Source organism: Armatimonas sp. (assembly GCF_031410135.1).
In the GTDB taxonomy this organism is placed as follows: domain Bacteria; phylum Armatimonadota; class Armatimonadia; order Armatimonadales; family Armatimonadaceae; genus Armatimonas.
In genome coordinates this window covers 1-20,756 of record NZ_JANNYP010000486.1, presented here as the reverse complement: position 1 = coordinate 20,756, position 20,756 = coordinate 1, and the positions used below count along the sequence as shown (strand labels likewise).

General features: G+C 57.1%; 19 protein-coding genes. 3 read left to right on the top strand and 16 right to left on the bottom strand.

Annotated features, from left to right (window positions below; genetic code table 11):
* From RMO15_RS18010 to RMO15_RS17970, 9 genes are all read right to left on the bottom strand, one after another.
* Positions 1-549: hypothetical protein (locus RMO15_RS18010; RefSeq protein WP_309714964.1), on the bottom strand; the 549-nt coding region annotated here is incomplete at its 3' end.
* Positions 550-637: 88 nt separating this feature from the next.
* Complete coding sequence (locus RMO15_RS18005) at positions 638-1,315, bottom strand: hypothetical protein (protein WP_309714962.1); 678 nt, start codon at positions 1,313-1,315, stop codon at positions 638-640.
* A gap of 286 nt (positions 1,316-1,601) precedes the next feature.
* Positions 1,602-2,384 (bottom strand): hypothetical protein, encoded by a 783-nt coding sequence (locus tag RMO15_RS18000; protein WP_309714960.1) that lies wholly within the window; start codon positions 2,382-2,384, stop codon positions 1,602-1,604.
* Positions 2,385-2,405: 21 nt separating this feature from the next.
* On the bottom strand, positions 2,406-3,173 hold the full coding sequence (locus tag RMO15_RS17995; RefSeq protein WP_309714958.1) for a hypothetical protein: 768 nt from the start codon (positions 3,171-3,173) through the stop codon (positions 2,406-2,408).
* 70 nt (positions 3,174-3,243) lie between these two features.
* Positions 3,244-4,629 carry a type IV pilus assembly protein PilM gene (pilM, locus tag RMO15_RS17990; RefSeq protein ID WP_309714955.1) on the bottom strand — a complete coding sequence of 462 codons (1,386 nt, stop codon included), beginning with the start codon at positions 4,627-4,629 and terminating at the stop codon, positions 3,244-3,246.
* Between the two features lie 223 nt (positions 4,630-4,852).
* Positions 4,853-8,080 carry a polysaccharide biosynthesis tyrosine autokinase gene (locus RMO15_RS17985; RefSeq protein ID WP_309714953.1) on the bottom strand — a complete coding sequence of 1,076 codons (3,228 nt, stop codon included), beginning with the start codon at positions 8,078-8,080 and terminating at the stop codon, positions 4,853-4,855.
* A 9-nt stretch (positions 8,081-8,089) separates the two neighbouring features.
* Positions 8,090-9,421 carry a sigma-54 dependent transcriptional regulator gene (locus RMO15_RS17980; protein ID WP_309714950.1) on the bottom strand — a complete coding sequence of 444 codons (1,332 nt, stop codon included), beginning with the start codon at positions 9,419-9,421 and terminating at the stop codon, positions 8,090-8,092.
* Positions 9,418-10,785, bottom strand: a complete 1,368-nt coding sequence (locus tag RMO15_RS17975) for a GAF domain-containing protein (RefSeq protein WP_309714948.1) — start codon at positions 10,783-10,785, stop codon at positions 9,418-9,420. The genes RMO15_RS17980 and RMO15_RS17975 overlap by 4 nt, the downstream gene beginning before the upstream one ends.
* Positions 10,786-10,871: 86 nt before the next feature.
* Positions 10,872-12,572 carry a hypothetical protein gene (locus RMO15_RS17970; RefSeq protein WP_309714945.1) on the bottom strand — a complete coding sequence of 567 codons (1,701 nt, stop codon included), beginning with the start codon at positions 12,570-12,572 and terminating at the stop codon, positions 10,872-10,874.
* Positions 12,573-12,636: 64 nt separating this feature from the next.
* Here RMO15_RS17970 and rsmG point away from each other — a divergent pair, with 64 nt between their 5' ends.
* Positions 12,637-13,281, top strand: coding sequence for a 16S rRNA (guanine(527)-N(7))-methyltransferase RsmG (rsmG, locus tag RMO15_RS17965; RefSeq protein WP_309714943.1), 645 nt, complete (start codon positions 12,637-12,639; stop codon positions 13,279-13,281).
* Between the two features lie 3 nt (positions 13,282-13,284).
* Positions 13,285-14,100, top strand: a complete 816-nt coding sequence (locus tag RMO15_RS17960; protein WP_309714941.1) for a hypothetical protein — start codon at positions 13,285-13,287, stop codon at positions 14,098-14,100.
* 3 nt (positions 14,101-14,103) lie between these two features.
* On the opposite strand, the gene RMO15_RS17955 is transcribed toward RMO15_RS17960, so the two are convergent.
* The 7 genes from RMO15_RS17955 to RMO15_RS17925 form a co-directional block, all read right to left on the bottom strand.
* Positions 14,104-14,994, bottom strand: coding sequence for a universal stress protein (locus tag RMO15_RS17955; protein ID WP_309714939.1), 891 nt, complete (start codon positions 14,992-14,994; stop codon positions 14,104-14,106).
* Between the two features lie 5 nt (positions 14,995-14,999).
* The gene (locus RMO15_RS17950; protein WP_309714937.1) at positions 15,000-15,890 is read right to left on the bottom strand and encodes a universal stress protein; all 891 of its coding nucleotides are present in this window, start codon (positions 15,888-15,890) and stop codon (positions 15,000-15,002) included.
* Positions 15,891-15,930: 40 nt separating this feature from the next.
* Entirely contained in the window at positions 15,931-16,518 is a 588-nt protein-coding gene (gene coaE / locus RMO15_RS17945) for a dephospho-CoA kinase (protein ID WP_309714935.1), read from the bottom strand.
* A 51-nt stretch (positions 16,519-16,569) separates the two neighbouring features.
* The gene (gene rpsA, locus RMO15_RS17940) at positions 16,570-18,096 is read right to left on the bottom strand and encodes a 30S ribosomal protein S1 (RefSeq protein ID WP_309714933.1); all 1,527 of its coding nucleotides are present in this window, start codon (positions 18,094-18,096) and stop codon (positions 16,570-16,572) included.
* An 81-nt stretch (positions 18,097-18,177) separates the two neighbouring features.
* Positions 18,178-18,996, bottom strand: coding sequence for a bifunctional DNA-formamidopyrimidine glycosylase/DNA-(apurinic or apyrimidinic site) lyase (gene mutM / locus RMO15_RS17935; protein WP_309714931.1), 819 nt, complete (start codon positions 18,994-18,996; stop codon positions 18,178-18,180).
* 104 nt (positions 18,997-19,100) lie between these two features.
* On the bottom strand, positions 19,101-19,571 hold the full coding sequence (gene bcp, locus RMO15_RS17930; protein ID WP_309714929.1) for a thioredoxin-dependent thiol peroxidase: 471 nt from the start codon (positions 19,569-19,571) through the stop codon (positions 19,101-19,103).
* Between the two features lie 4 nt (positions 19,572-19,575).
* On the bottom strand, positions 19,576-20,121 hold the full coding sequence (locus tag RMO15_RS17925) for a cob(I)yrinic acid a,c-diamide adenosyltransferase (RefSeq protein ID WP_309714928.1): 546 nt from the start codon (positions 20,119-20,121) through the stop codon (positions 19,576-19,578).
* Positions 20,122-20,295: 174 nt separating this feature from the next.
* Between RMO15_RS17925 and RMO15_RS17920 the strand changes: the two genes are divergently transcribed.
* Positions 20,296-20,756 (top strand): RNA polymerase sigma factor (locus tag RMO15_RS17920; protein WP_309714926.1); only part of this gene is annotated, 461 nt, incomplete at its 3' end.

Genomic DNA, 20,756 nt, shown 5'->3' with positions numbered 1-20,756 from the left:
CATGCCGCCGCCCATGCCACCCATGCCGCCGCCCATGCCACCCATGCCGCCGCCCATGCTCATAGCACGAGTGAAGAAGCTGACATTGATCACTCCACCTAGAATCTGACTTAAGTCCATCGGATCAAGGTAAGTCAGGTTAATGCGCTCATAAGCTGCATTTGGCCGAACGATTTCATCGGGTCCTGTCGGAGCAGAGGTTGTGTCTTGGGGGTTCTGGTTGATCACACGAGGCTTAACAATCCAGACACCGTTTTCCTTGGTGTAGGTCAAAGGGACACTTGCCGCACGCATGATCAGTTTCAGCGCATTCTCAAAAGGCTGCTCCGTAATTTTGAGAGTGACAAACCCTACCACATTGTTATCAATGATGTAGTTATTGATTCCTGCCTGCTTAAACGCAGCTTCCAGCGTCGAGCGAATCGGCGCATCCTGAAGGTCAAAAGTCACATTGTTTAACTTCTCTTGTCGCGCTGAGGCATCTATAGGAAGAGTGACAACCACCCCCCCGAGTAAGATAGTCAGTGCTAAAAACTTCATCTTATTCATAGCTTATTTCCTTGTCTTGCTTTACCCCGCAAAACTCAAACCATACCTTATTATACCCACTTGATTTCAAAGCGCCAAGAGGCCTTTTTTACCCCGTTGGTGCTCCACTTCCACCTGATTTACCACCGCCAGGCCCCACGCCACCTGGCCCCATGCCGCCAGGCCCCATACCACCGCCAGGCCCCATGCCGCCGCCAGGCCCCATACCACCGCCAGTCCCTCCGGTCGAGAACTGCTGGCGAAGAGCATCACGGACAGCAGGCGCTAACCCTGAGAGCTTCACCTCAACAGAACGCCCATCTTTCGCACGCAGAATCAGACTTTCCATCGAGATAGACTCGACGATTAGGGGGGCTATTCCAGGAACGCCACTTGCCACCTCAGCGCCAGGCTGAACAATGGTAATCTCGGAGTCAGGTGGAGCACCGGACTCAATAATGGCTGTAATGCCTCCGTTATAAAACACACCTGCAACACGTCGCGGTACAGGAGGAAGAGGAGGAAGCGATTCAATATCACCAGTTGGTTCGGGCGTGGGTGGAATCAGTGGCAGAGGTGCTTGTGTGCGATGATTCATCACATAGTCCCATGCAGGAGTGATCTGCACCACCGGCTTAAATATGGACTCGAAAGGATCCTTGCGTGACGCCAGTGCAACAAGACCATCTTGGATGGGAGAGGGCTTAGCCCCCGGCATCCCACCACCAGTAGGCATACCCCCTTGCCCAGACATATCGGGACCACCACCGCCCCATAGCTTCTTCATACTCTCAGGAGCCGTATCAAAAGCAGTTGGACGACCTCCCCCTGCCTTAGGAGCACCACCTCCTGCAAAAGTGGGTTGCCCACCCAAACTTGGTGGCCCCGGCATTGTGTCCGTCGGCGCAGTGCGACCTTGCATTGCAGGATCACCGTCTGTCGGTGCCTGAGTCGGAGTGCTATCTGAAGAACTGCACCCTATGAGACTTATCACCCCAAGCAAGGCCAAAGATAATACCAACGTATTTGTTTTCATCACGTGTTCTCTTCTCTTTCGCAAAGGCTCAGGCAATTTAAGCCCCTCCCATAGTTGCCATTCCAGCAGCACCGGGCATAGACTTCCCACCCCCACCATCCATACCACCAGGCCCCATACCGCCAGGCCCCATCATACCACCAGGGGCCATGCCGCCGCCCATCCCTCCAGCACCTGCGCCTCCCGAGGCAGCAGGGAAGTTCGGACCGGGTTTATCCCCTTGCGTAAACTCAAATATCTGGATGTTATAGTTCCCCAACAAACGAGGAGAGTTTCCTTGCAAGTTGAAACCCGTCACCAACACCAAGCGATCAAAGTTATTCCAGCGCTCTACATGGCGAAGAACAGCATCAAAGTTACCAGAAACCGTCACAGTGCCTTTGTTATCTACCAGGATTGGCATACTACACTGATTCGGGTCATTAGGGGGTGGATAGAGGCTAAAGCTTGACTGCACAATCTGTACGCCTTTATCTGCCTTAACAAACTTATCCAGCTTTGGCCCTAGGTCGTAGAGCTGCTCTTTCTGGATCTGCTGCCAAGCGGTGTAGAGATTCGAGACATTGATACGGGGCATGAAGCGCTTATCGTAGCGCCCCCAGTCTGCCTTGGCCACCGCAACACTCACGAGCGCTGCCTTGAATTTCTTATCTGCCTGTGGCTTGGTCTGTGCTACCTGATCGCGTGCATCGAAACGTGCTTGTTCCTTCGCAATTTCGTCATTTCTTGGCGAGTTGAGGGTGAACCAGAGGGTTAGCACTGCAATCAGTGAGAGAACTCCAAAGATGATCCAAATTTGAGGACGTGTTACTTTACTCATAATCTTTTTCCTCCTACCGTACTAATCGGTAGGTGCCCCTCCACTCTTACCACCACCCGCAGCGGGTGGTGCACTGCCAGTATCTCCACCAGGAGGCGCACTACCACTCATACCCATACCAGGCCCCATCATGCCGTCACTGCCCATACCAGGAGGCATGCCACCAGCCATGGCACCGGCGGCACCGGCGGCACCACCGATTGGAGCCGTGGGCGGTGGGACATTGTGAATCAGTTGAGCGGCAACCTGAATCGGGAACCCACGCTGAGCATCGGGAGGAAGCTGACGGATCTGCTGCATGCGCTGCCAGTCCGGCATACCTTGAATACTAAGTGCCTTCAGGTCAGGATTTCCAAAGAGCGTCAGATAGAAACGGCCCACATCTTCCAGTTTCGGCACCGAGGCACTGATACTGAGGCTATCTCCCTGAACCGCCATGCTATTGTATTCCACACCACGGTAGGTGTAGCGCGCAACATTACGGTAGACCAAGCCAGGAAACCGGTTGTAGTACTGGATATTCTTCACGAAATCCACCTTGGCCTGAATCGGCGCAATCTTGGCAAGCTCGTCTTTGGTTTTTTGCTCGGTAGCTTCAACAGCGGTTGCGGCCTCATCGGCATTGTTCGCAGCCGTCAGGGTCTCTTGGTACTTTGGATCCTGAAGCGCAAAGCGATAGACGAGCGGTGCGGCAATACAGGCCGCCAAGACAGAGCCGGCCCACCACCAGGTAGCCCGAGTCTTTTTCTGTTCCGCAATATAAGCTGGTAAGAGATTGATGCGCAGCATCGTATTCTAGTCTTTCCCTTGAGAGGTTTGCTCAGTCAGACTACCCTTTACAGGGTAGCCTTCAAAAAATTTATTCTTTTCCCAGAACCGCATCGCGTGCAGCGAGTCCCAGAGCGACAGACATTGCCGAAGCAACTTCCATACGGCGTGTCACTGACATGTTTTTGGAAGTAACATTAAGCCCGGCAAAGGGATCGGCGACGCTTGTTGGGACTCCCAGATCGTGCTCAATGTACTGATCTAGGTTCTGCACACGAGCGGAGCCCCCACAGAGCAAGATCAGATCCATCGTGTCATTGGGATACTTCGAGCGGAAGTAGTCCACCGACCGTCGCAGCTCCATCACAAACTCACCGAGCATCGGCAAGATTGCATTGAAGACCTCTTTGCGACGCTCATAATGTGGCTCAACTTGCTCCACAGGAACCATCGCAGGCTCCACCACAACAGGCGCTTCGCTTGTATCGGGTGCGGCTACCTCAAACGGGCTTGCGAAAGGATTCGCAGACTCCGCGAAGGGATTGGTCGCTGTCGAGTTGACAAAGGGGTTATCTTCGGCAATATCAAACGGCGAGGCAGGTGCTGCCGCCGGTGTTTCCCCTCCCCCAAAGAGCGGAGGTGGCAAGGGAGCGCTCATGTCCACATCAAAGGGTGTCGAGATTCCGGCGTCTTCCATTCCCCCTGCTGTACCATACATCATCTCGTCGGCCTGGCCACTCTTGACCAGATCCATCAAGATGACGGCATGCGCCCGCTTCTCGTCCTCGGCAGCATCCATCGAGAGCCCTAAACGATCCGCGATGGCTCGGGTGAGGTTGTCACCCCCAAGCGGAATCGTACGGGGGTAGCGCAGCGCGCCTCCCTTGAACACTCCCACATCGGTCTGTGATGCGCCGATATTGACGATCACGACATTTTTACTCTGGAGCCCCTCTTTAGAGAGATCAATCAGGGCACGCCCAACGGCTAGTGGCTCAACATCAATGACCAGCGGAGTTAGTCCCGCGGCGGTCAGGGTGTTGATGTGCTGGGCGATCATGTCCCGCTGTGCCACCGCAAGCAGCACTTCCATGTTGGGATTGTTGGGATCGTTGTCCGACTCCGGATTGTCAATTTTCTGGAAGGAAAGCTCTACATCACTGGCGGCGAAGGGGATATGGCGCTCGACTTCCCACTTCATCGTCTCGGCCAGCTCGCTCGGGGTCATCTTAGGAACCTCGATCACGCGCACGACCATTCCTGCTGCACCCGCCACGGAGCAGACGCACTTCGTCGCCTTGATGCCATTTTTCGTGCGCATCTGCTTAAGTGCTGCCCCGAGTGTCTTCGGATCGGCGATGACTCCTTGCATCACCGTACCCGGCGGGGTATTTTCGATAGCGAGCCCCGTGACACGCAGACTACTGCCTGCGCCACTGACCTCAACCATCTTAATGGTCTGTGTTCCGATATCCAAACCGACGAACGTTCCGCCGCTCGGTCTGGCACGAACCACTGGTTTGGGGCGTGGAGCAGCCTTCGCTCCTCCACCCTTTTTAGTCCCTTCGCCCAATCTCGCCACTACGCTTGTCCTTCCTTCTCTTTCCTACCGAGTGAGAGTATGCGCAATTATACGGTCTCTGCATTTTCTATGTCAAGCGAAAAAGAAGAAAGGGCTGCACATGGCAGCCCTGTGGACATTACGAACGTCCTCGTTTGAACCAATTGAGGATTCCACCAAGCCCTGCCGCCTTGGCCTTAGAACGGTGTTTTCCCTCGTCCTCGTCCCCATAATCATCGTCGTAGTCACTATCGAACTCGTCATCAAAATCATTATCAAATTCGTTCAGATATTCGTCATCCTCTGCATCAAAATCAAAGCTGATAACATCGTCATCATCGGTCTTGACCGCAGATGACTCCTGACGAGCGAGATTGGGCAGCTCAACGGAGCGGGCAAGAGGTGTATCAATGCTTCCCACGATAGGCGAGGTAGACCAGTTGGTCTTGAGTGGCTCACTTGCTTTGGGTGGCTCGCTCGGGCTCACGGGTGGAGCAGGAATGATGATGGTAGGTGGCTTCGGCAGCTCTTCCACGACAGGCTTTGGTAGCTCGACAGGTTTGCTCAGCTCAACCACAACGGCTTTGGGTGGCTCAATCACGGGTGCCGGTGGGGGCATCACGGGTTTAGCGACCGCAATGGTGGGCCACGGCGGAGCCACAATTGGCGCAGGATGCACTTCGGGTGCAATGATTACCTCGGGCTTGAACACCTGAATGGGTTGAGGGGGCTCCACAGGCTTAGGAGGCTCAGCAACAACAATAGGCGGTTGAGGAATTACAACCGTTTGTGGAATCACGGGAGCACTCGGAGCGTCCGGCACCACGACTGGCTTCGGAGCAACCTGCTCCTCTACGATACCCGGATTGCGCAGTGAGGGAGCGGGACGTGAGGTGAGGAAGTCTACATCGTCATCGTCATCATTGTCGTCACTCTCGAAATCGGAGGTTAGACGCTCGAAGCGCTCTTCTTCTTCCAGAGCTGTGTAGGAGGAACCACGGTCAGAAGCAGGCGTGTTTTCCGTTGGCTTCAGGCGCGGGTAGTACTGGTTGTGGTAGTGAACCGAGTCCACACTCTCCGAGGGAGCGGCATTGAGTACAACGCCGATCAGATTGGCATTGGCCTTGACCAGCATTCCCTTGACCTGCTCAACAGCCCCACGTGGCACGTCCCCTGCACGAATCACCAGCATGGTCGCGTCCATAAACGACGCCATGATAGAGGCATCCGAGAAGGTAATCACCGAGGGAGCATCGTAGATCACGATGTCGGCAACGGCCTTCAGGCGCTCGTGGAGCTCTCGCATCTGGGGCGAGCCGACGAGCTCACTAGGATTGAGCGGCGGTGACCCAGAGGTCATTACCAAGAGCGACTCGATCTCAGTGCGCTGTAGGACTTCGTCAATGGCAAGACTCGCGCCTGCAAGTATCGTGGTAAGCCCCTTCTCATTGGGCAAGGAGAATACCCCATGCAGGCTTGGGTGGCGCAGATCGGCATCCACCAGGATCACTTTTTTCCCGGCCTGTGCCAGCGTGATCGCGAGATTCGTTGCCGTCGTCGTGGCTCCCTGGCCGGGCTTAACGGTCGCAATTAAGAGTGAGCGGAAAGGATGCTCAATCTGCGTAAAGAGAATATCGGTACGCAGCAAGCGATACGACTCTGCTGTGGGCGAGAGCGGATCCAGATAGGCCACGCGCGGTGCCCGCCTGGGATCGGGAAGCTGTGCGGGAATCTCTCCCGCCACGGGTAGCCCGAAGAGCTCTTCCGCATCTTTTTTCGTGCGCACCGAGTTGTCGAGCGCATCCAGCCCGATCACCAGCGCAATGCCCAGAATCAGCGCCAGAACCGTGGCGTAGAGCAGGAGCTTGATGCCATTGGCCATCGTGTTCTTCGACGGCAGGACATAGGCACGGGTGATCTGAATCGTCCCCGCCCGGCTGGTCTGGATATTTTCCAGACGTGCATTCTGAAGCTCCTGGTTGATCCGCGCAAGGTTCTTATCGAGCCCCTCAATCTCACGGGCTAACTTGCTGTACTCCGCTTGGAGCGCGGGCTGTTTGGCGAGGCGATCCATGAGCTCTTTGTACTGCTTCTGCTGGGCGCTCAGGGCTGCCTTCGTGGCGGCAAACTGCCCGCGCGCCATACTCAGCGTGCTCTGCGCCGAGAGATAGTTCGGGTTCGGCTGTGACTGTGTCCAGGGCTTGTAGTTGGCTTTTGCCTGAGCCGTGGCCTGGTTGAGCGCAGCCCGAACGGTCTGGAGGTCGGGATCGTTCTCGCCTTTGGTCGCCGAGAGACGCTTTACATCAATGGACCACTTCTCCACATCCAGCTTCGCGGTCTTATACTGGGGGTTTTCCGCCGCAGGCAGTGTGACCGTGATCGTTGGCTTTGTCTGTGCCGCATTCTGAACCGCATTATTAAAGGTCTGCTCGGCTGCATCCCGGTTGGATTCAAGATCGGCGATTCGTCCCTCCAGCGCCTGTGAGGTCTGACCGGTCGTCTCTTGGCCAATGAGGGAGGCAAGCTTGCTCTTGCGCTTGAAGACGGACATCGCATTGATCGCACTCTGGCGCAGGCGGTCGGTCTCGTCTTTTTGTCGGAGGAGGCGTGCAATGGCCACACGAGTGGAGCCTTGTGCTGTGACCGCGTAATTATCCAGAAACGCGACACAGAGCATGTTCAGGTAGAGAAGTGCCTCGTTTTCGCGCGGGAAGTGCCCTAGGAGCTGGATCTGGTTGTCAAACTGCCGGGAGCTCTCCGTGTCCAGAAGGCTAATAACCGGCTTGACATCCACAAACTGGCGTAGGTTATCGGCGATCTCACTGGCTTCTAACTTCAGCCCATCTTGAGCAAACGCGCCTAGACGGTCACGTGGAGCTGCCAGACGTGCCACTTCAGCGAGGCGAAAGTCGCGCTTCTGTTGCTCCAGCTGAGCCTGGCGCTGTGCAGGAGGAAGCTCCCCCTCCCGCACCAGCTGATCCACTTTATCTTCGATCTGGCTGTCGTAAGGGGCAAAGTACTGATTGCGATCCAGAATCGCATAAACTTCCTTCTTACGCGCCTCTTCGTTCATTCGAAGCAGATTGGCCGTATTCAGGAAGGTGTTGTTGTTGTTGGCAAGCTGGGTGGCCAGCTCGGAGATGCGCTTGCTGGAAGAGTCAGACGAAACCGCCGTGGACTCTCCATTGCCATTCGTGGCAACGCTGGGCATGGCCTGCTGAAGGTTCAGGCGTGCGTCCGCGATCACCCCCGCGCGCTGGTTTTGGATAAAAATACCAATCACTACCAGAACGGCAGCGATCAGTGCCAGCCCGATGACAAGATAGATGCGGCGGTTAATCAGCCGCCAAATTCGCCAGAAGTCCATTTAATTCTCTTATCCGTTTACCACTTTAAGCTGTGGCTGTGCCTGCACCTCGACCATCCGCTGGAGCGTTTCCGGTAGTACTCCCACTTCAATGCGCGTCGCACCCTCAGAGGACATTACCACGGCGTACTCTATTACGTTTTGTAGCTCTCGGATGTTTCCTGGCCAGCTGTGACTCACCAGATACTCCAGGGTCGCCTCCGAGATTCCCTCAGGAAATGCACGGTCATTGTCTTTGGCGATCTTATTCAAAAAATACAGTGCCAGCGACGGAATATCTTCCACTCGCTCCCGCAGAGCGGGCAGGTGCACCGGGACAACATAGAGCCGGAAGTAGAGATCCAGCCGAAATGTCCCCTCCTGCACGGCCTGCCACAGGTCCCGGTTGGTCGCCGCCACCACTCGGACATCCACTTTTACGTTCTTCACACCACCGATACGGCAGATCTCCCGCTCTTGCAAGGCGCGTAGGAGCTTTACCTGCGTTAAGTGAGGAATGTCCCCGATCTCGTCTAGGAAGAGCGTCCCACCATCGGCAAGCTCGAACTTACCCGGCTTGGCCGCGGCGGCTCCGGTGAAGGCGCTCTTCTCGTGTCCAAAAAGCTCTGACTCCAGCAGCGTGTCTGGTAGAGCCGCGCATGAGATCGCCATAAACGGGCCTCGTTTTCGGGGGCTCGCCTCATGAACTAACCGTGCAGCGACTTCCTTGCCCGTCCCCGACTCGCCCAGAAGGAGCACGGTGGCCCGGCTGGCGTGGGATGCTTGCAGGAGCTGGTGTACCATTTTCTGGGTGGCGGGTGCGTTGCCAATCAGTGAGACTCCGGGAATGTTGATAAGGTTCGGTGCAGGCACTGCCGTCGAGAGATTGGGCGCACTCCCTATCACCGACTTGACTTTACCTGCCGGGACACTTCCCTGCGCAATGCTTTGCAGTGTCGGCTCAGGGCCCGCGATCAGGGCACGCTCGACGGCATGCCGGACTTGCTCGACATCGAAGGGCTTGGTGATAAAGTCAAAGGCTCCCAGGCGCATTGCCTCCACGGCAGAGCGAACCGTTCCGTGCCCCGAGATAATCAGCGCCCGTAGCCCCGGATGGTTCTTGCGCACCGCTTCCAGCACCTCTAGGCCATTCATGTCGGGCATGAGATAGTCGGTGATGAGCAGATCCAGTTTTCTCTCCGCTTTGGCCTTACGCACCGCATCTCGACCGCCATCCGCGACCAGTACCTGATGTCCATCGCGTGCCAAAACGGCGGAAAGGACCCGTCGCAAGTTCGGCTCGTCATCCACGATCAAGATCGTCATGCCGCTGGGTTTAATCTCTTCGTTTTGTGCTGTCATACCGTCTCGTCCTCAGTAATCTTTGCCGGAGGCAGAACGAGGCTGAAACATGCCCCTCCGGTTGCTACATTCTCAGCGCGTATCGTGCCGCCCTGAGCCTCAATTGTCTTGCGTACTTGTGCTAGCCCAAGCCCCGTCCCCCGCGCTTTCGTGGTAAAGAAGGGCTCCCAGAGCTGCTCGATCACATCACTGGGCAGCCCAGGGCCATTGTCCTCGACTTGTAGGCACCACCCTGGAGCCTCTTCCACAATGCGCACGACAACCTGGCTATCCACACGGGTGTTTCCGACGGAGGCCATTGCCTGCGCCGCGTTGAGCAAGAGATTGCGCAGTGCTCGCCCCAGCAGTGCCACATCCACCTCGACCCGTGCTTTTTCGACGCTATAGTGCTCTTGGATCTTGGAGCAGCCCAGCCGTGCCAGCTCTTCTCTCAAAAAACTGACCTCAGCCTTCGTCAGCACAACGAGATCCGTTTCCTGACACACAGGAGCCGCGGGTCGGGCGAACTCCAATAGATCCGTGGTCAGCGTCCCCAAGCCGTCTACTTCCTCGACAACTATATTCAAAAAATCACGCACGGTTTCGTCACGATTGTCTTGGAGGAGGAACTGTGCTGCCCCTTTGATCGAGCCGAGCGGGTTGCGTAGCTCATGGGCGATTGTCGCGGCAAGCTGCCCCATGGCGGCCAGTGCCTTTGAGCGCTCCATCTCTCGCTCCAGCTTGGCCTGGTCTTTGGCGGCTTGCGTGAGATCGTCAATGGTCTGCCGCTGCGCGATCACGGCTCCGGCTTGCGCGGCAAAGAGAGAGAAGATCCGCAGGTCGCTGTCGGTGTACTGGGTGGCAGGAGCATGGCGGGAGACGCAGAGTACGCCCAGCGCTTCATCGGTGATTCCCAGAAGCGGCGCACAGAGTGCACTCTCGACCTCGGGGCGCTTGGTAATCTCGTTCTCGGCCAGTAAGGGATGGGTGTGGGGATCGCGGTTGACTAAGATCGGCTGACGCGTCTCGGCGACACGTCCTGCGATGCGCTCGCCCATGAGCAGTGTCACGGACTGGGAGACATCGGCGGCGAGCCCCACGGAGGCGACCATGCGCAGCACATCAGTTCCCCGCTCGCGCAAAAACACCGAGCCCGTGTGCGCATCCAGCGCCGCCACAACGCGCTCAGTGACGTTCTTCAGGAGCCGTTCCAAGTCCGTGTGCGGTGCGGCACGCCAAAGCTCATAGAGAGCCGCAAGCTGCCGCTCCCGTCGCTCCAGCTCCACCCCTGCACTTGAGGGACGAGGGGGAGCCGAAGCGATGCTTCCTGTATGACGCCGCGCCCGAATCAGCACAGCGGTTCGTTTTTTGGTTACTTCGGTCATCCGTAAAAATGCCTACCTTACTGGTAGTTTCGGCAGGTTTACACCAACAATGGAGACCAGCAACCTAAAACGATAGAATTTCCTCGCTAGAATGTCGGAGGTGTGGGCCAGGGTTTCCCTAGCTTTTCGGCGATATAGCGGCCCTCGTGCAGAATCACGCGCTGGAGTTCGGATTGGATGCTACGCTCACGGAGCGAGAAGGCAGTGAGGTGGGCAGCATAGATCAAGGCGAGCACGGCGGCAAGTGAGAGCGTGTAACGACGCAAGAGGAGGGTCAGAGAGAGCTTGCTGCGGTGCGCGAGGATCGCGCTCACTCCCAGCAAGACAAACGGGGCTACGAGAGCACTCAGGGCAATCGTGGCCTCAAGAGCAAACGCACGCGACAGGAGCTGCGCCTCCGCTGCCTCATTGGCACTGTTGCCCGCGAGCGACTGAATCACGCTACCGTAGGCCATCGAGTCACGGAAGTTGCCGATTCCCTGCCAGAGCTGCCAGGCCATCACGGCGACAAATATCCCCACGCTAACCACGGAGGCGGCGCGACCCGTTTTTTGGCCCAGCCACGGACGAAGGAGCGCCAGCCCGCCCAGCATGCAGAGTAGTGTGGTCGCCCCGAGGAGCGCAAGGCTCGCCAGCAAGCGCCACTGGGTTTGGAAGAGAGTCGTGGAGCCAAAGACAGACGTGTCAGAGGCGCGGCTTACAAGAGAGCGGGTCGCCTCGCCTGCTTTTAAGTACGCTTGCCAGAGGGCTGCCTCGTTGGGTTCGTTGTGTGCTTGAAGATACGCCGTAAACTGCGTGTCAAGCGAATTGCGGCCCGCACTATCTTCGACCTGCAGAGCGGGCACTCCCCCAGGACGCCCCTCCGACACGCGCACCAAAGCACTGCCCACCAGTCCCCCGATCAACGTTGATGCCTGATCGCGCATTTTCTCGCCCAGTTGTGCCACATCACGGCGAAGCGCCAAACCTGCTTTGAAGTCCCCCGCTTGCTCGGCATGCATTGCCTGCGCCGTTGCCACACGTGCCATCGAGCGCAGAGCCGAGTAATGAGGGAGAAGAATACCAGCCAAGGTTACGCTCTGAGAGAGGCTATTTTGTGAACCGTAAGCTAGTTCGGCACGGCGAATGGCCCCCCGCGCCTCGACATCAATATACTCCTGCCAGCGCGGCTTTTGCACCGCTCGCTGGAGAGCCGCCTGTGCTTGGCTATCGTGGTTGAGGGAGTAGTGTGCAATCGCAGCCATTGCGGGGAAGTAGGCATTGTCGGGGTCGAGTTTTTCGCCCGCCGCACAAGAGCGCAGCATGATCGCAGCATCCTCGGGCTTGCCCTCGCTAGGATTCTGGCTGCTTCGTGGTCTCCACGGCGTGGAGGCGAGCTCGGCTTGCTCCCTATCGTGACCCACCCCCACCGAGCCGCCGTTCTTGCACGCCAATCGCAGTAGGGTCGCATGAACTTCGGGACTCTCCGGAAACTCTTGGACAAGTGCCTGAAGCGCCACCCACTTTTTCTGCCCCGAAAGTTTCGTGATGCTCGCCAAACGAACCGGCAGCTCGCGGGACGGTGGGACGGCGCTCTCGGGCGACGGTGACGAAATCTTTGGCCCAAATCCCCCAAAAGGCAAGTCACTTTGCTTGACTCCCAGATCCACCAATGCCTTCCCCAAAACGGGCCTACCTGCCGCCAGGCTCATATCAAAGCGCAGCGCATCCCGCGTGAGTGGCAGAAGGGAGAGGGATACAAATGTCGTAGCGATCAGGCTCGCCGCAAGCACATTCCAGCGTTTCATATTTCTCTAACGCAGAATTCGTTGCTGTGGTTACGGCCTGTCAAGATACAATGCCCTGGATTTTATGGATACACAGCTCTTTCTCGCCACTTTGAAGCAGGCCACAGAGGCGATTGATCTCCCGCTTACGGAGGCGCAGGAGGCGCAGTGCGCTCAGTTTGCCGCGCTGGTGGTCGAGACCAACCAGACGCTAAACCTCACCCGAATCACGGAGCCGGAGGCGATGGCGATCAAGCACTTCGCAGACTCACTGACACTTCTCAAGGCGGTTCCCGAGCTGAGACAAAAGGCGACCGTCTGCGATGTGGGTACGGGAGCGGGCTTTCCAGGCGTGCCGCTCAAGATCGTCCGCCCCGATCTCCAGCTCACGCTTGTCGATAGCCTCCGCAAGCGGCTCAACTTCCTAGACGGTGCCCTGAAGACCTTGGAAATTCCCGGTGTGACGCTGGTTCACACCCGTGCAGAAGAACTAAAGAACGCGAGATTTGATCTCGTCACCGCCCGCGCTGTTGCTGCGCTTCCCAAGCTTATCAGCTGGTGCGGGCCACTGGTCAAGCCGGGTGGGCTTTTTGTTGCGATGAAGGGCGCCGAGCTAGAAGACGATGAAGACATGGCCGTCAAGTTTGGTCTGACATTCCTTCGGCAACTAGAAATCGTATTGCCGGATGCAGAATCTTCTCGCAGAAATTTAGTTGTCTGGGTAAAATAGCCCATGCGGCTATGTCTGCGAGAGCTGGAACCGGAGATGGCGCGACGCGTGCGTGTCGTGCAGCAAAGTAGCGTCGGGCAGATGGCGGGGGAGCGGACGACACTAGAGCCGATCTGGTCCGTGTTCTCCCTGATGTGCTCGTTTCTGGTAGTCGCGCTCTATGTCCTCGTCTGCTTTCGGGTAGGGGGAGCCGTGGCGGTCTTTTTTCTGCTCCTGACACCGGGAATTCTTCTAGCCGCCACCCAGCTCCCTCGAATGCTCACGCCTCGCACACTCAGCGCCCCCGCTCTGCGACAGCTTCTCACAGAGCCGTCACTACCACGGGTCGAGCAGCTCTACACGGAGATCCTCCTGATGCTAGTCGAGACACCTGCCCAAAAAACCGCACCGCTTCGGGCGCTCCTCGATGATGTCAACCAGCTTATTCGCGTGGACCGTGCTATGGCAGCGCAGCAGACCAGGCTCCAGCAAGTCACCGACCATCAGAGGTTGCGCGGCACGGAGACGGAGTACCAGAAGCTCACCGAGCGGCTAGCGTCCGAGACCGACCCGATTGCACACATGGCACTTTCGGAGAGCCTGGGGCTCTGTGAGGAGCGGCTGGAGCACCTGCGGAGCCTCCCCCTTTTAGGGCACCGCCTGAGTGCACAAAGAGAGCTCCTGTTCCAAGGGGTCGCCTTAGCGCATGCCGCGCTCCTGCGCACCCGCACGGTGCCCCTGACCACCATGCCTCCTGAGCTAACCGACCTACGAGCCCGTGTCCGCGAGCTCACTAGTGAGAGCCGTGCCCTTGAAGAGGCAACTCAGTCGCTTCTCTAGGCTCTAATCCGGGTGACGCAAGATCAGCACGGAGCAGGGCCCACCGATGGCTTGGTGCAGAGAAACACTCCCAAGAGTCAGCCGCTCCAGCAGGCTATGTCCCTTCGCCCCTAGGATTAATAGCTCCGCGCTGGCCTGATCTAAGGCACGATCTATGGCATCATGGATCGGCTGCGTATAGAGTGCAGTCTCAATCGTTACTTTAGGCCACTCCTGGCTCAAACGCTTTGCCACATGCTCGCTCCGCCTCTCCAGTGCCTGCCGTACCGAGGCGGCAATAGAGACGCCCAGCTCGGGGAGCTCTCGGTCCAAGAGCTCCAGATCAAGCTCCGGCGCGACACTCATCACCAGCAGATGGGAGATCCCACGCGGCGCAAGCTCTATCAGGGTCTCCAGGCAGCGATTGGCATACTCCGAGTGATCGGTGGCGAAAACAGCACGTAGCGGCAGGTCATCCGCCTTGTGGAGAAGTGACGAGCGGGCAATAAGAACGCTCTGGTGCGCTCCCATCGCCACCCCACGGGCGACACTGCCTGTCAGCGCCGCCACTCCCTCGCTCCGTGCATGCGAGGCATTGACCGGCACTAGCTCCGCATGAAGAACCTCAGCGCGACGTAAGAGCGCCTCCGTGGGATGGCCAAACAGCACATCGCCTTTTGCCTGAGGCAGCAGACGCGCGGCACTCTCCACCAACTGACGGGCATGCCGGTTCTCCGACGAGACAATACTCTCTACCTCATCCGGTGTCCGTGCGCCCTCAATCCCATAGCTCAGATAATCCGCCGCTGAGAGGGTGTGCGCCAGTTCGTAGTGCGCATAGGGCAGATCAAGCCGCTTTAAGAGAGGCACCACTGGAGCCGTCTCACGATCCACTCCCACAAGAACCTGTACCATTTTGCTTACGCCCTCACTACCAGCACGGAGTACGGCGAGAACACCGACTCACGAAACGAGACACTTCCCAGAGTCAGGCGCTCTAGAAAGCTGTGGCCGTGTGCCCCTAAGATCAGTAGCTCCGCCTCAGTCTCTTTCATCGCCTCTGCAATCGCCTCATGCACATCAAGCGAGGAAACACGCGACTCAAAAGTCGTGAGCATCGGGTGAAAGCAGCCACTGAGCTTCTCAATTAGGGCCTTATTCTTGACTTCTAGTGTCTCTCGCACGGCTTGCGTGGGCTCGACTGCCATCGTAGGAAGCATTGGCTCCATCGCACGAATTCGCTCCTCAGGAAAGGCCGACAGAACCGTAATGTGCTGGATTCCCTGTGGCCAGAGCTGGGTCAGGCGAGCCATACAGCGCTCGGAGTACGGCGAGTGATCTGTCGCCAGAACCGCGCGCAAGGGCCGAAGCTCCTCCGACGCTCCCCGTGCCAGCAGCACGCTCTGATGCGCCCCAATCACGAGGCCACGCGCCACACTTCCCGTCAGAAAAGCGACCAGCGGCCCCGCTGCCGTCCCATTGATCGCGATCAGATCGGCATGGTTCTGATCGGCATGCATCATCAGGCGTTCGGTGGGATTTCCCATTGTAACCACGGGTTTGGAGTCGCCTCCCAGCTCGATCACCACTTTTTCCATGGCCTCTGTCGCATACTCCCGGTCACGTTGAGCCGCCTCCGCCAGCACCGCAGGAGCGATCACGGGATCGTACTCCCAGCCAGTGTAGGTTGGCGGCGGCACCGCATGCACCACATCGGTCTGCGCCTGTGCAAACCGTAGCCGCTTGAGTAGCCCAACCACAGGGGAGTTTCCTCCCGCCATCGCCAAATCTGCCCCTAACACAATCTTCATCACTATCTCCTGAGCATCAGTATAGCCCAAAAGCCAAAGGTTAAATCGGCGTTTTGACAGATTGCAGAATCGCTTGGTAGATAGCTTGAACACTCTCCTTAGTCTCTGCGAGGGTCGTGTCTGTATGAACAACAAAATCAGCGCGGCGAACTTTCTCCTTCGGATCAAGCTGTGAGGCAAGGCGCTGCTGCGCGGCATCGTCACTGAGGCCACGCTCTTTGAGGCGAGTAAGCTGTGTTTGAGGACTCGCGGCAACGGCTACAACGCCCTGGAACCAGGTCTCCAGCCCACCCTCAAAAAGTAATGGGACTTCGTAGAGCAGTAGGCCTACAGTAGAGTCTGACTGCGCCGCGTCAATTACGGTTCGCATGCGCTGGCGGATCGCAGGGTGCATGATGCCATTGAGCCGCTTACGGGCCTCGGTATCCCCGAAGATCTTTGCCGCCAGCTCGGTGCGATCAATGGTGCCAAAGGCCTCCAGAACGGCAACACGGGTTGTCTCCCCCACGGCCAGTACGGCGCGTGCGTCCTCGTCGGCAGAGGCAATCTTTGCCCCACACTCTGCAAAGAGCTTGCTGACCGTGCTCTTGCCACACGCAATTCCACCAGTAATGGCCCAGATATGCATAAAAAAACAACCCCCCTGCGCTATTTTAGCGCAGGGGGTTCAGAGGAGGGTCTACTCCTCGGTTGCGACTTCGACTTCCGTTGCAACTTCGACTGCAACTTCGGTTTCCGCTTCGACTTCGTCTCCGGTCGTATCAAGCGGCTCGGTGCCGTCAATGTCGGAGAGGTCATCGTCCTCGTCTTCTACGCGGCGACGCTTCTCACGCTTGGCTCCACCCTTGGACTTGTTGAACATGTCACCGAACATATCCCCCAGTGTCAGGCCACCAAACTGATCGGAGCGTATGTACTGACGGTAGTCGCCACCACCGCCGCCAGTCATACCACCCTCATCATCGTCACGGCCGCGCTTCTTGCGCTTCTTGGGTGCAGCCCCATCCGTAACAGGACCCGCGGCAACACGCGGCTCGGGCTCCGCTTCACGGGTCGTCATCGCACGCAGGGAAAGAGTCAGACGTCGCTCATCGGGGCGGACATCCACCACCTTGACTTGCACAATCTGGCCCGCCTCTACGACATCCGATGCCCGTGCCACACGGCGGTGAGAGAGCTCGCTGTTGGGGATAATTCCCTCGATGCCACCCTCAAGCAAGACAAACGCGCCGAAGGGAACAGGTCGTGTGACCTCGCCCTCAACCACATCGCCTGTCCGGTACTTCTCAGCCACGCTCTCCCAAGGATCGGGAAGAATCTGGCGCATTCCGAGGCTAACGCGGCCTTCGTTGGAGCCAAGGCGCAGAATCTTCACCTGAACTTCTTGTCCTACTTTAACCACATCCGAGGGGTGCTTAACACGGGTCCAGCTCATCTCGGAGACGTGCAGGAGACCGTCAATTCCGCCCAGATCCACGAACGCACCGTAGTCGGTGACGCGGCGAATGATCCCTGTGCGAACCTGACCTTCTTCAAGGTTAGCAAGCGTATCGAGCTTCTGCTTCTCTCGCTCCTGCTCTGTGGCGATGCGGTTGGAGAGGACGACTTTACGTGCGCCCCGATCCACTTCCAGCACCTTGAGCGGGATTTCGGTTCCCACGAACTTATCCAGGTTCTTGAGCTTGCCATTGCCGACATGGGAGGCCGGGACAAAGCCGCGAATCCCCAAGTCAACCACAAGCCCGCCCTTGACGCGCTCGCTGACCTTCGCCATGACGATCTCGCCAGACTTCAGGCACTCCTGAATACGATCCCAAGCTTTCTCAAAATCAGCACGCTTCTTAGAGAGGTGAAGAACACCGTTCTTATCCTCATCAAGCACGACAACCAGAATCTCGCTCCCCACGGGGAACTCTTCTTCAAGGTTGGCGATCGGCTCACGCGAGATCTCATTAGGACGGATAAGCCCCTCTGACTTGGTACCGACATCTACAAGAATGCCGTCCGAGTCAATGTGGACAATCGTTCCCTTAACCACGGATCCGTTTCGCAGCTCGCGGGTGGAGTTCTCAAAATCGCCTCCATCACCCCCACCACCGGGAACCTCGATTTGATCGAGCGGCGGCATCTGCTCCACTTCAGTGGCATCGGTCGTGACGGCCGCAGAAACAACTTCTTGCGTCGCGTCGTTCATATCCTCGGACATAGACTACGGTAACTCCCTAAAGATACAGCAATTACACTAGGTAGCTGCATCAGTTTTTCATGATTTCCAGTATTTTGTTATTCAGTTTTGGCACACTGGGCAGAAGGTAGTTCCCCTTCCTCCCAGCTTTATTTTTTTCAGTGGCGCGGTACAGCGCGGACAAGCCGCACCTTCCCGGTCATAGACCTGCGGGAGATAACGCCCCGCCTGACCATAGAGATCCACGTAGTCGCCTCGTGTCCCCCCCTGTGCCACCGCTTCGGTAAGTGTCTGCCAGATACTCTCTGCCAGCCGCTCCCTCTCACTGACTGTCAGTGTCGCGGCTACTCGTGTAGGAGCAAGCTGCGCACGAAACAGTGCTTCGTCGGCGTAGATATTCCCCACACCTGCGACGATTTTCTGATCGAGAAGTACCGTCTTAATAGCCACCCGCCGGGTTGAGAGTAGTCTCGCAAACTCTCCGCGATCCCAATCAGGCTCTAACGGCTCCTCGCCAAGCTTTGGGAGTGACTCACCTGTAACGGCAACACGACACTCTCCCCAGCCCCACATATCTTCAAAGTGTAGTGCCTTGCCCTCCTCGAGAACTAGCCGCAACACTCCATACTTCTCCAAAGGCGCTTCCTCTGTTACCAGGCGAAGACACCCACGCATATTCAGGTGAAGGCAAAGAGTAAAAGAGGGAGAAGAGAGGCAGTTTACCGCAAGTGGCAGGAAGAGGTATTTACCGCGCCGATCTGCACCAACAATACACTTCCCGACAGCGCGATCTCGAAACTCGACCTCACTCTGGCCTTTTAGCACCTTCTGGTTGACGATCTCGACGGAGAGTATTTTTCGACCGACGGCCTCTTTTTCTAGCCCTCGTTTTAGTGTCTCCACCTCCGGTAGTTCCGGCACGCCCCAATCGCCACCTTTTCTGTTTTATCTAGGCACACGTGCGCCTAGTAAAGCGGAGCTATTCTACCAACATTTCCCTACCTACGTCAAGGGATATTGGAAAATTAGTCACCCTTTAAATATTTCAAGACTTCTTGTGCATGGCCTTCGGGCTTTACTTTGGCAAAAATACGCGAAATTATGCCATCACTTCCCACAATAAATGTTGTCCGTTCAATGCCCATGTAGGGTTTTCCATAGTTCATTTTCTGCACCCACACTCCATACGCTTGCGAAATTTCGGTCTCAGTATCAGCCAGCAGCGGAAATGTCAGGCCAAACTTACTCACAAACTTCTCGTGTGATTTTACGCTATCTTTGGAGATCCCGAGCACTACGACATCTAATGCCGTAAACTCCGCACTCAGATCGCGAAACGCACAAGCTTCCACCGTGCACCCCGGGGTATCGTCCTTCGGATAGAAAAACAGCACCACACGCTTTCCTTGTAGCGCGGAGAGCGTGATGCTCTCATCAGTGCCCGAAGCGGAGAGTGTGAAATCGGGGGCTCGTTGCCCCTCGGTTGGTCGTTCCATTGGTTTAGCTTGCGCTCCTTTTCCAGAGGATATCTGGCTGCCCGGCGCTCTGGTTGGCAAAGCGCGCCAGGGAAAACAAAAAATCAGAGAGGCGATTGAGATAGCAAATTGTCTCCGGGTTGGTCTGATCGGGCTCCGCCTCGTAGAGCGTGACGACAGCGCGTTCGGTTCGGCGTACCACAGTTCGTGCAAGATGCAGTGCCGCGGCAAGAGGTACTCCTCCCGGCAAAATAAAACTACGAAGCGGCTCCAGCTCCGCCTCTAAAAGATCTATCTCCCGCTCCAGCCAGGCAGTTTCTTCGGGCGAAATCCGGGGGACGCGGCTATCGCCCTCGCTCAACGGTGTCGCCAGATCGCCGCCCACGACAAAAAGCTCCGCTTGAAGTTTTTGGAGCCGCAGGGTCTCCCCCAGTGTCGCCGCCACTCCCAGAGCGGCATTGGCTTCGTCCACACAACCATAGGCCGCCACTCTCAGGCTATCTTTTCGAACCCGCTCGCCGCCGTAAAGACCCGTCTTCCCAGAGTCGCCGGTTCGTGTGTAAAGCTTCATCGCCTGAAGTATACCCAGAAGATTTTTTTATTATTTCTGATTTCTCTGTAAACCAAAGACAAGCTTGGACGATCTTATAAGTGATGAGACATGACTCCCGAGCATCGTAGTATGGACTGACTGTTCTGCGGTGCTCGCTTTTTTTGAAGTGGTTTTAAGGGAGCACAAAAGTTGTTGGAAGAGGAGAGATTCAAAAGCCTAATCGCGTCTTTTGATCAGGAGCACACGCGCCTGATTCGTCTTTGCGCACGCCTGACGGGAAACCGAGATTCCGCGGAAGATCTAGCTCAAGAAACTCTCGTCGAGGCATGGCGCAATCGCCAGAAATGGACGGGCTACGGAAGCCCCTTTGCCTGGCTCTCACGAATCGCGGTCAATGTCTGCTGGCGCTGGCGCCGGAGCCGTGGCCGTGACTCAGAGCGACTTATGGAGGCACCTGAAGAGGGACTTGAGAATCTTCTGATCGCCCCAGGCTGGCAAGAGGAGCTAGAGCAAAGCGAGCTCTTGGAACTCCTAGACCGCGCCCTAGATGCCCTCCCCGAGCCGACTCGGGAGCTGATGGTCGCTAAGTACGTCGAAGATACCCCACTAAGCGAGCTCTCGGTGCGCCTGGGAGCCACCACGGGCACTCTAGC

Bases quoted from the DNA above. Each gene is read 5' to 3' on its own strand.
- RMO15_RS18005 (WP_309714962.1), bottom strand. From the start codon at position 1,315: ATGAAGAAGCTATGGGGCGGTGGTGGTCCCGATATGTCTGGGCAAGGG.
- RMO15_RS18000 (WP_309714960.1), bottom strand. From the start codon at position 2,384: ATGAGTAAAGTAACACGTCCTCAAATTTGGATCATCTTTGGAGTTCTC.
- RMO15_RS17995 (WP_309714958.1), bottom strand. From the start codon at position 3,173: ATGCTGCGCATCAATCTCTTACCAGCTTATATTGCGGAACAGAAAAAG.
- RMO15_RS17985 (WP_309714953.1), bottom strand. From the start codon at position 8,080: ATGGACTTCTGGCGAATTTGGCGGCTGATTAACCGCCGCATCTATCTT.
- RMO15_RS17980 (WP_309714950.1), bottom strand. From the start codon at position 9,421: ATGACAGCACAAAACGAAGAGATTAAACCCAGCGGCATGACGATCTTG.
- RMO15_RS17975 (WP_309714948.1), bottom strand. From the start codon at position 10,785: ATGACCGAAGTAACCAAAAAACGAACCGCTGTGCTGATTCGGGCGCGG.
- RMO15_RS17970 (WP_309714945.1), bottom strand. From the start codon at position 12,572: ATGAAACGCTGGAATGTGCTTGCGGCGAGCCTGATCGCTACGACATTT.
- rsmG (WP_309714943.1), top strand. From the start codon at position 12,637: ATGGATACACAGCTCTTTCTCGCCACTTTGAAGCAGGCCACAGAGGCG.
- RMO15_RS17960 (WP_309714941.1), top strand. From the start codon at position 13,285: ATGCGGCTATGTCTGCGAGAGCTGGAACCGGAGATGGCGCGACGCGTG.
- RMO15_RS17955 (WP_309714939.1), bottom strand. From the start codon at position 14,994: ATGGTACAGGTTCTTGTGGGAGTGGATCGTGAGACGGCTCCAGTGGTG.
- RMO15_RS17950 (WP_309714937.1), bottom strand. From the start codon at position 15,890: ATGAAGATTGTGTTAGGGGCAGATTTGGCGATGGCGGGAGGAAACTCC.
- coaE (WP_309714935.1), bottom strand. From the start codon at position 16,518: ATGCATATCTGGGCCATTACTGGTGGAATTGCGTGTGGCAAGAGCACG.
- rpsA (WP_309714933.1), bottom strand. From the start codon at position 18,096: ATGTCCGAGGATATGAACGACGCGACGCAAGAAGTTGTTTCTGCGGCC.
- bcp (WP_309714929.1), bottom strand. From the start codon at position 19,571: ATGGAACGACCAACCGAGGGGCAACGAGCCCCCGATTTCACACTCTCC.
- RMO15_RS17925 (WP_309714928.1), bottom strand. From the start codon at position 20,121: ATGAAGCTTTACACACGAACCGGCGACTCTGGGAAGACGGGTCTTTAC.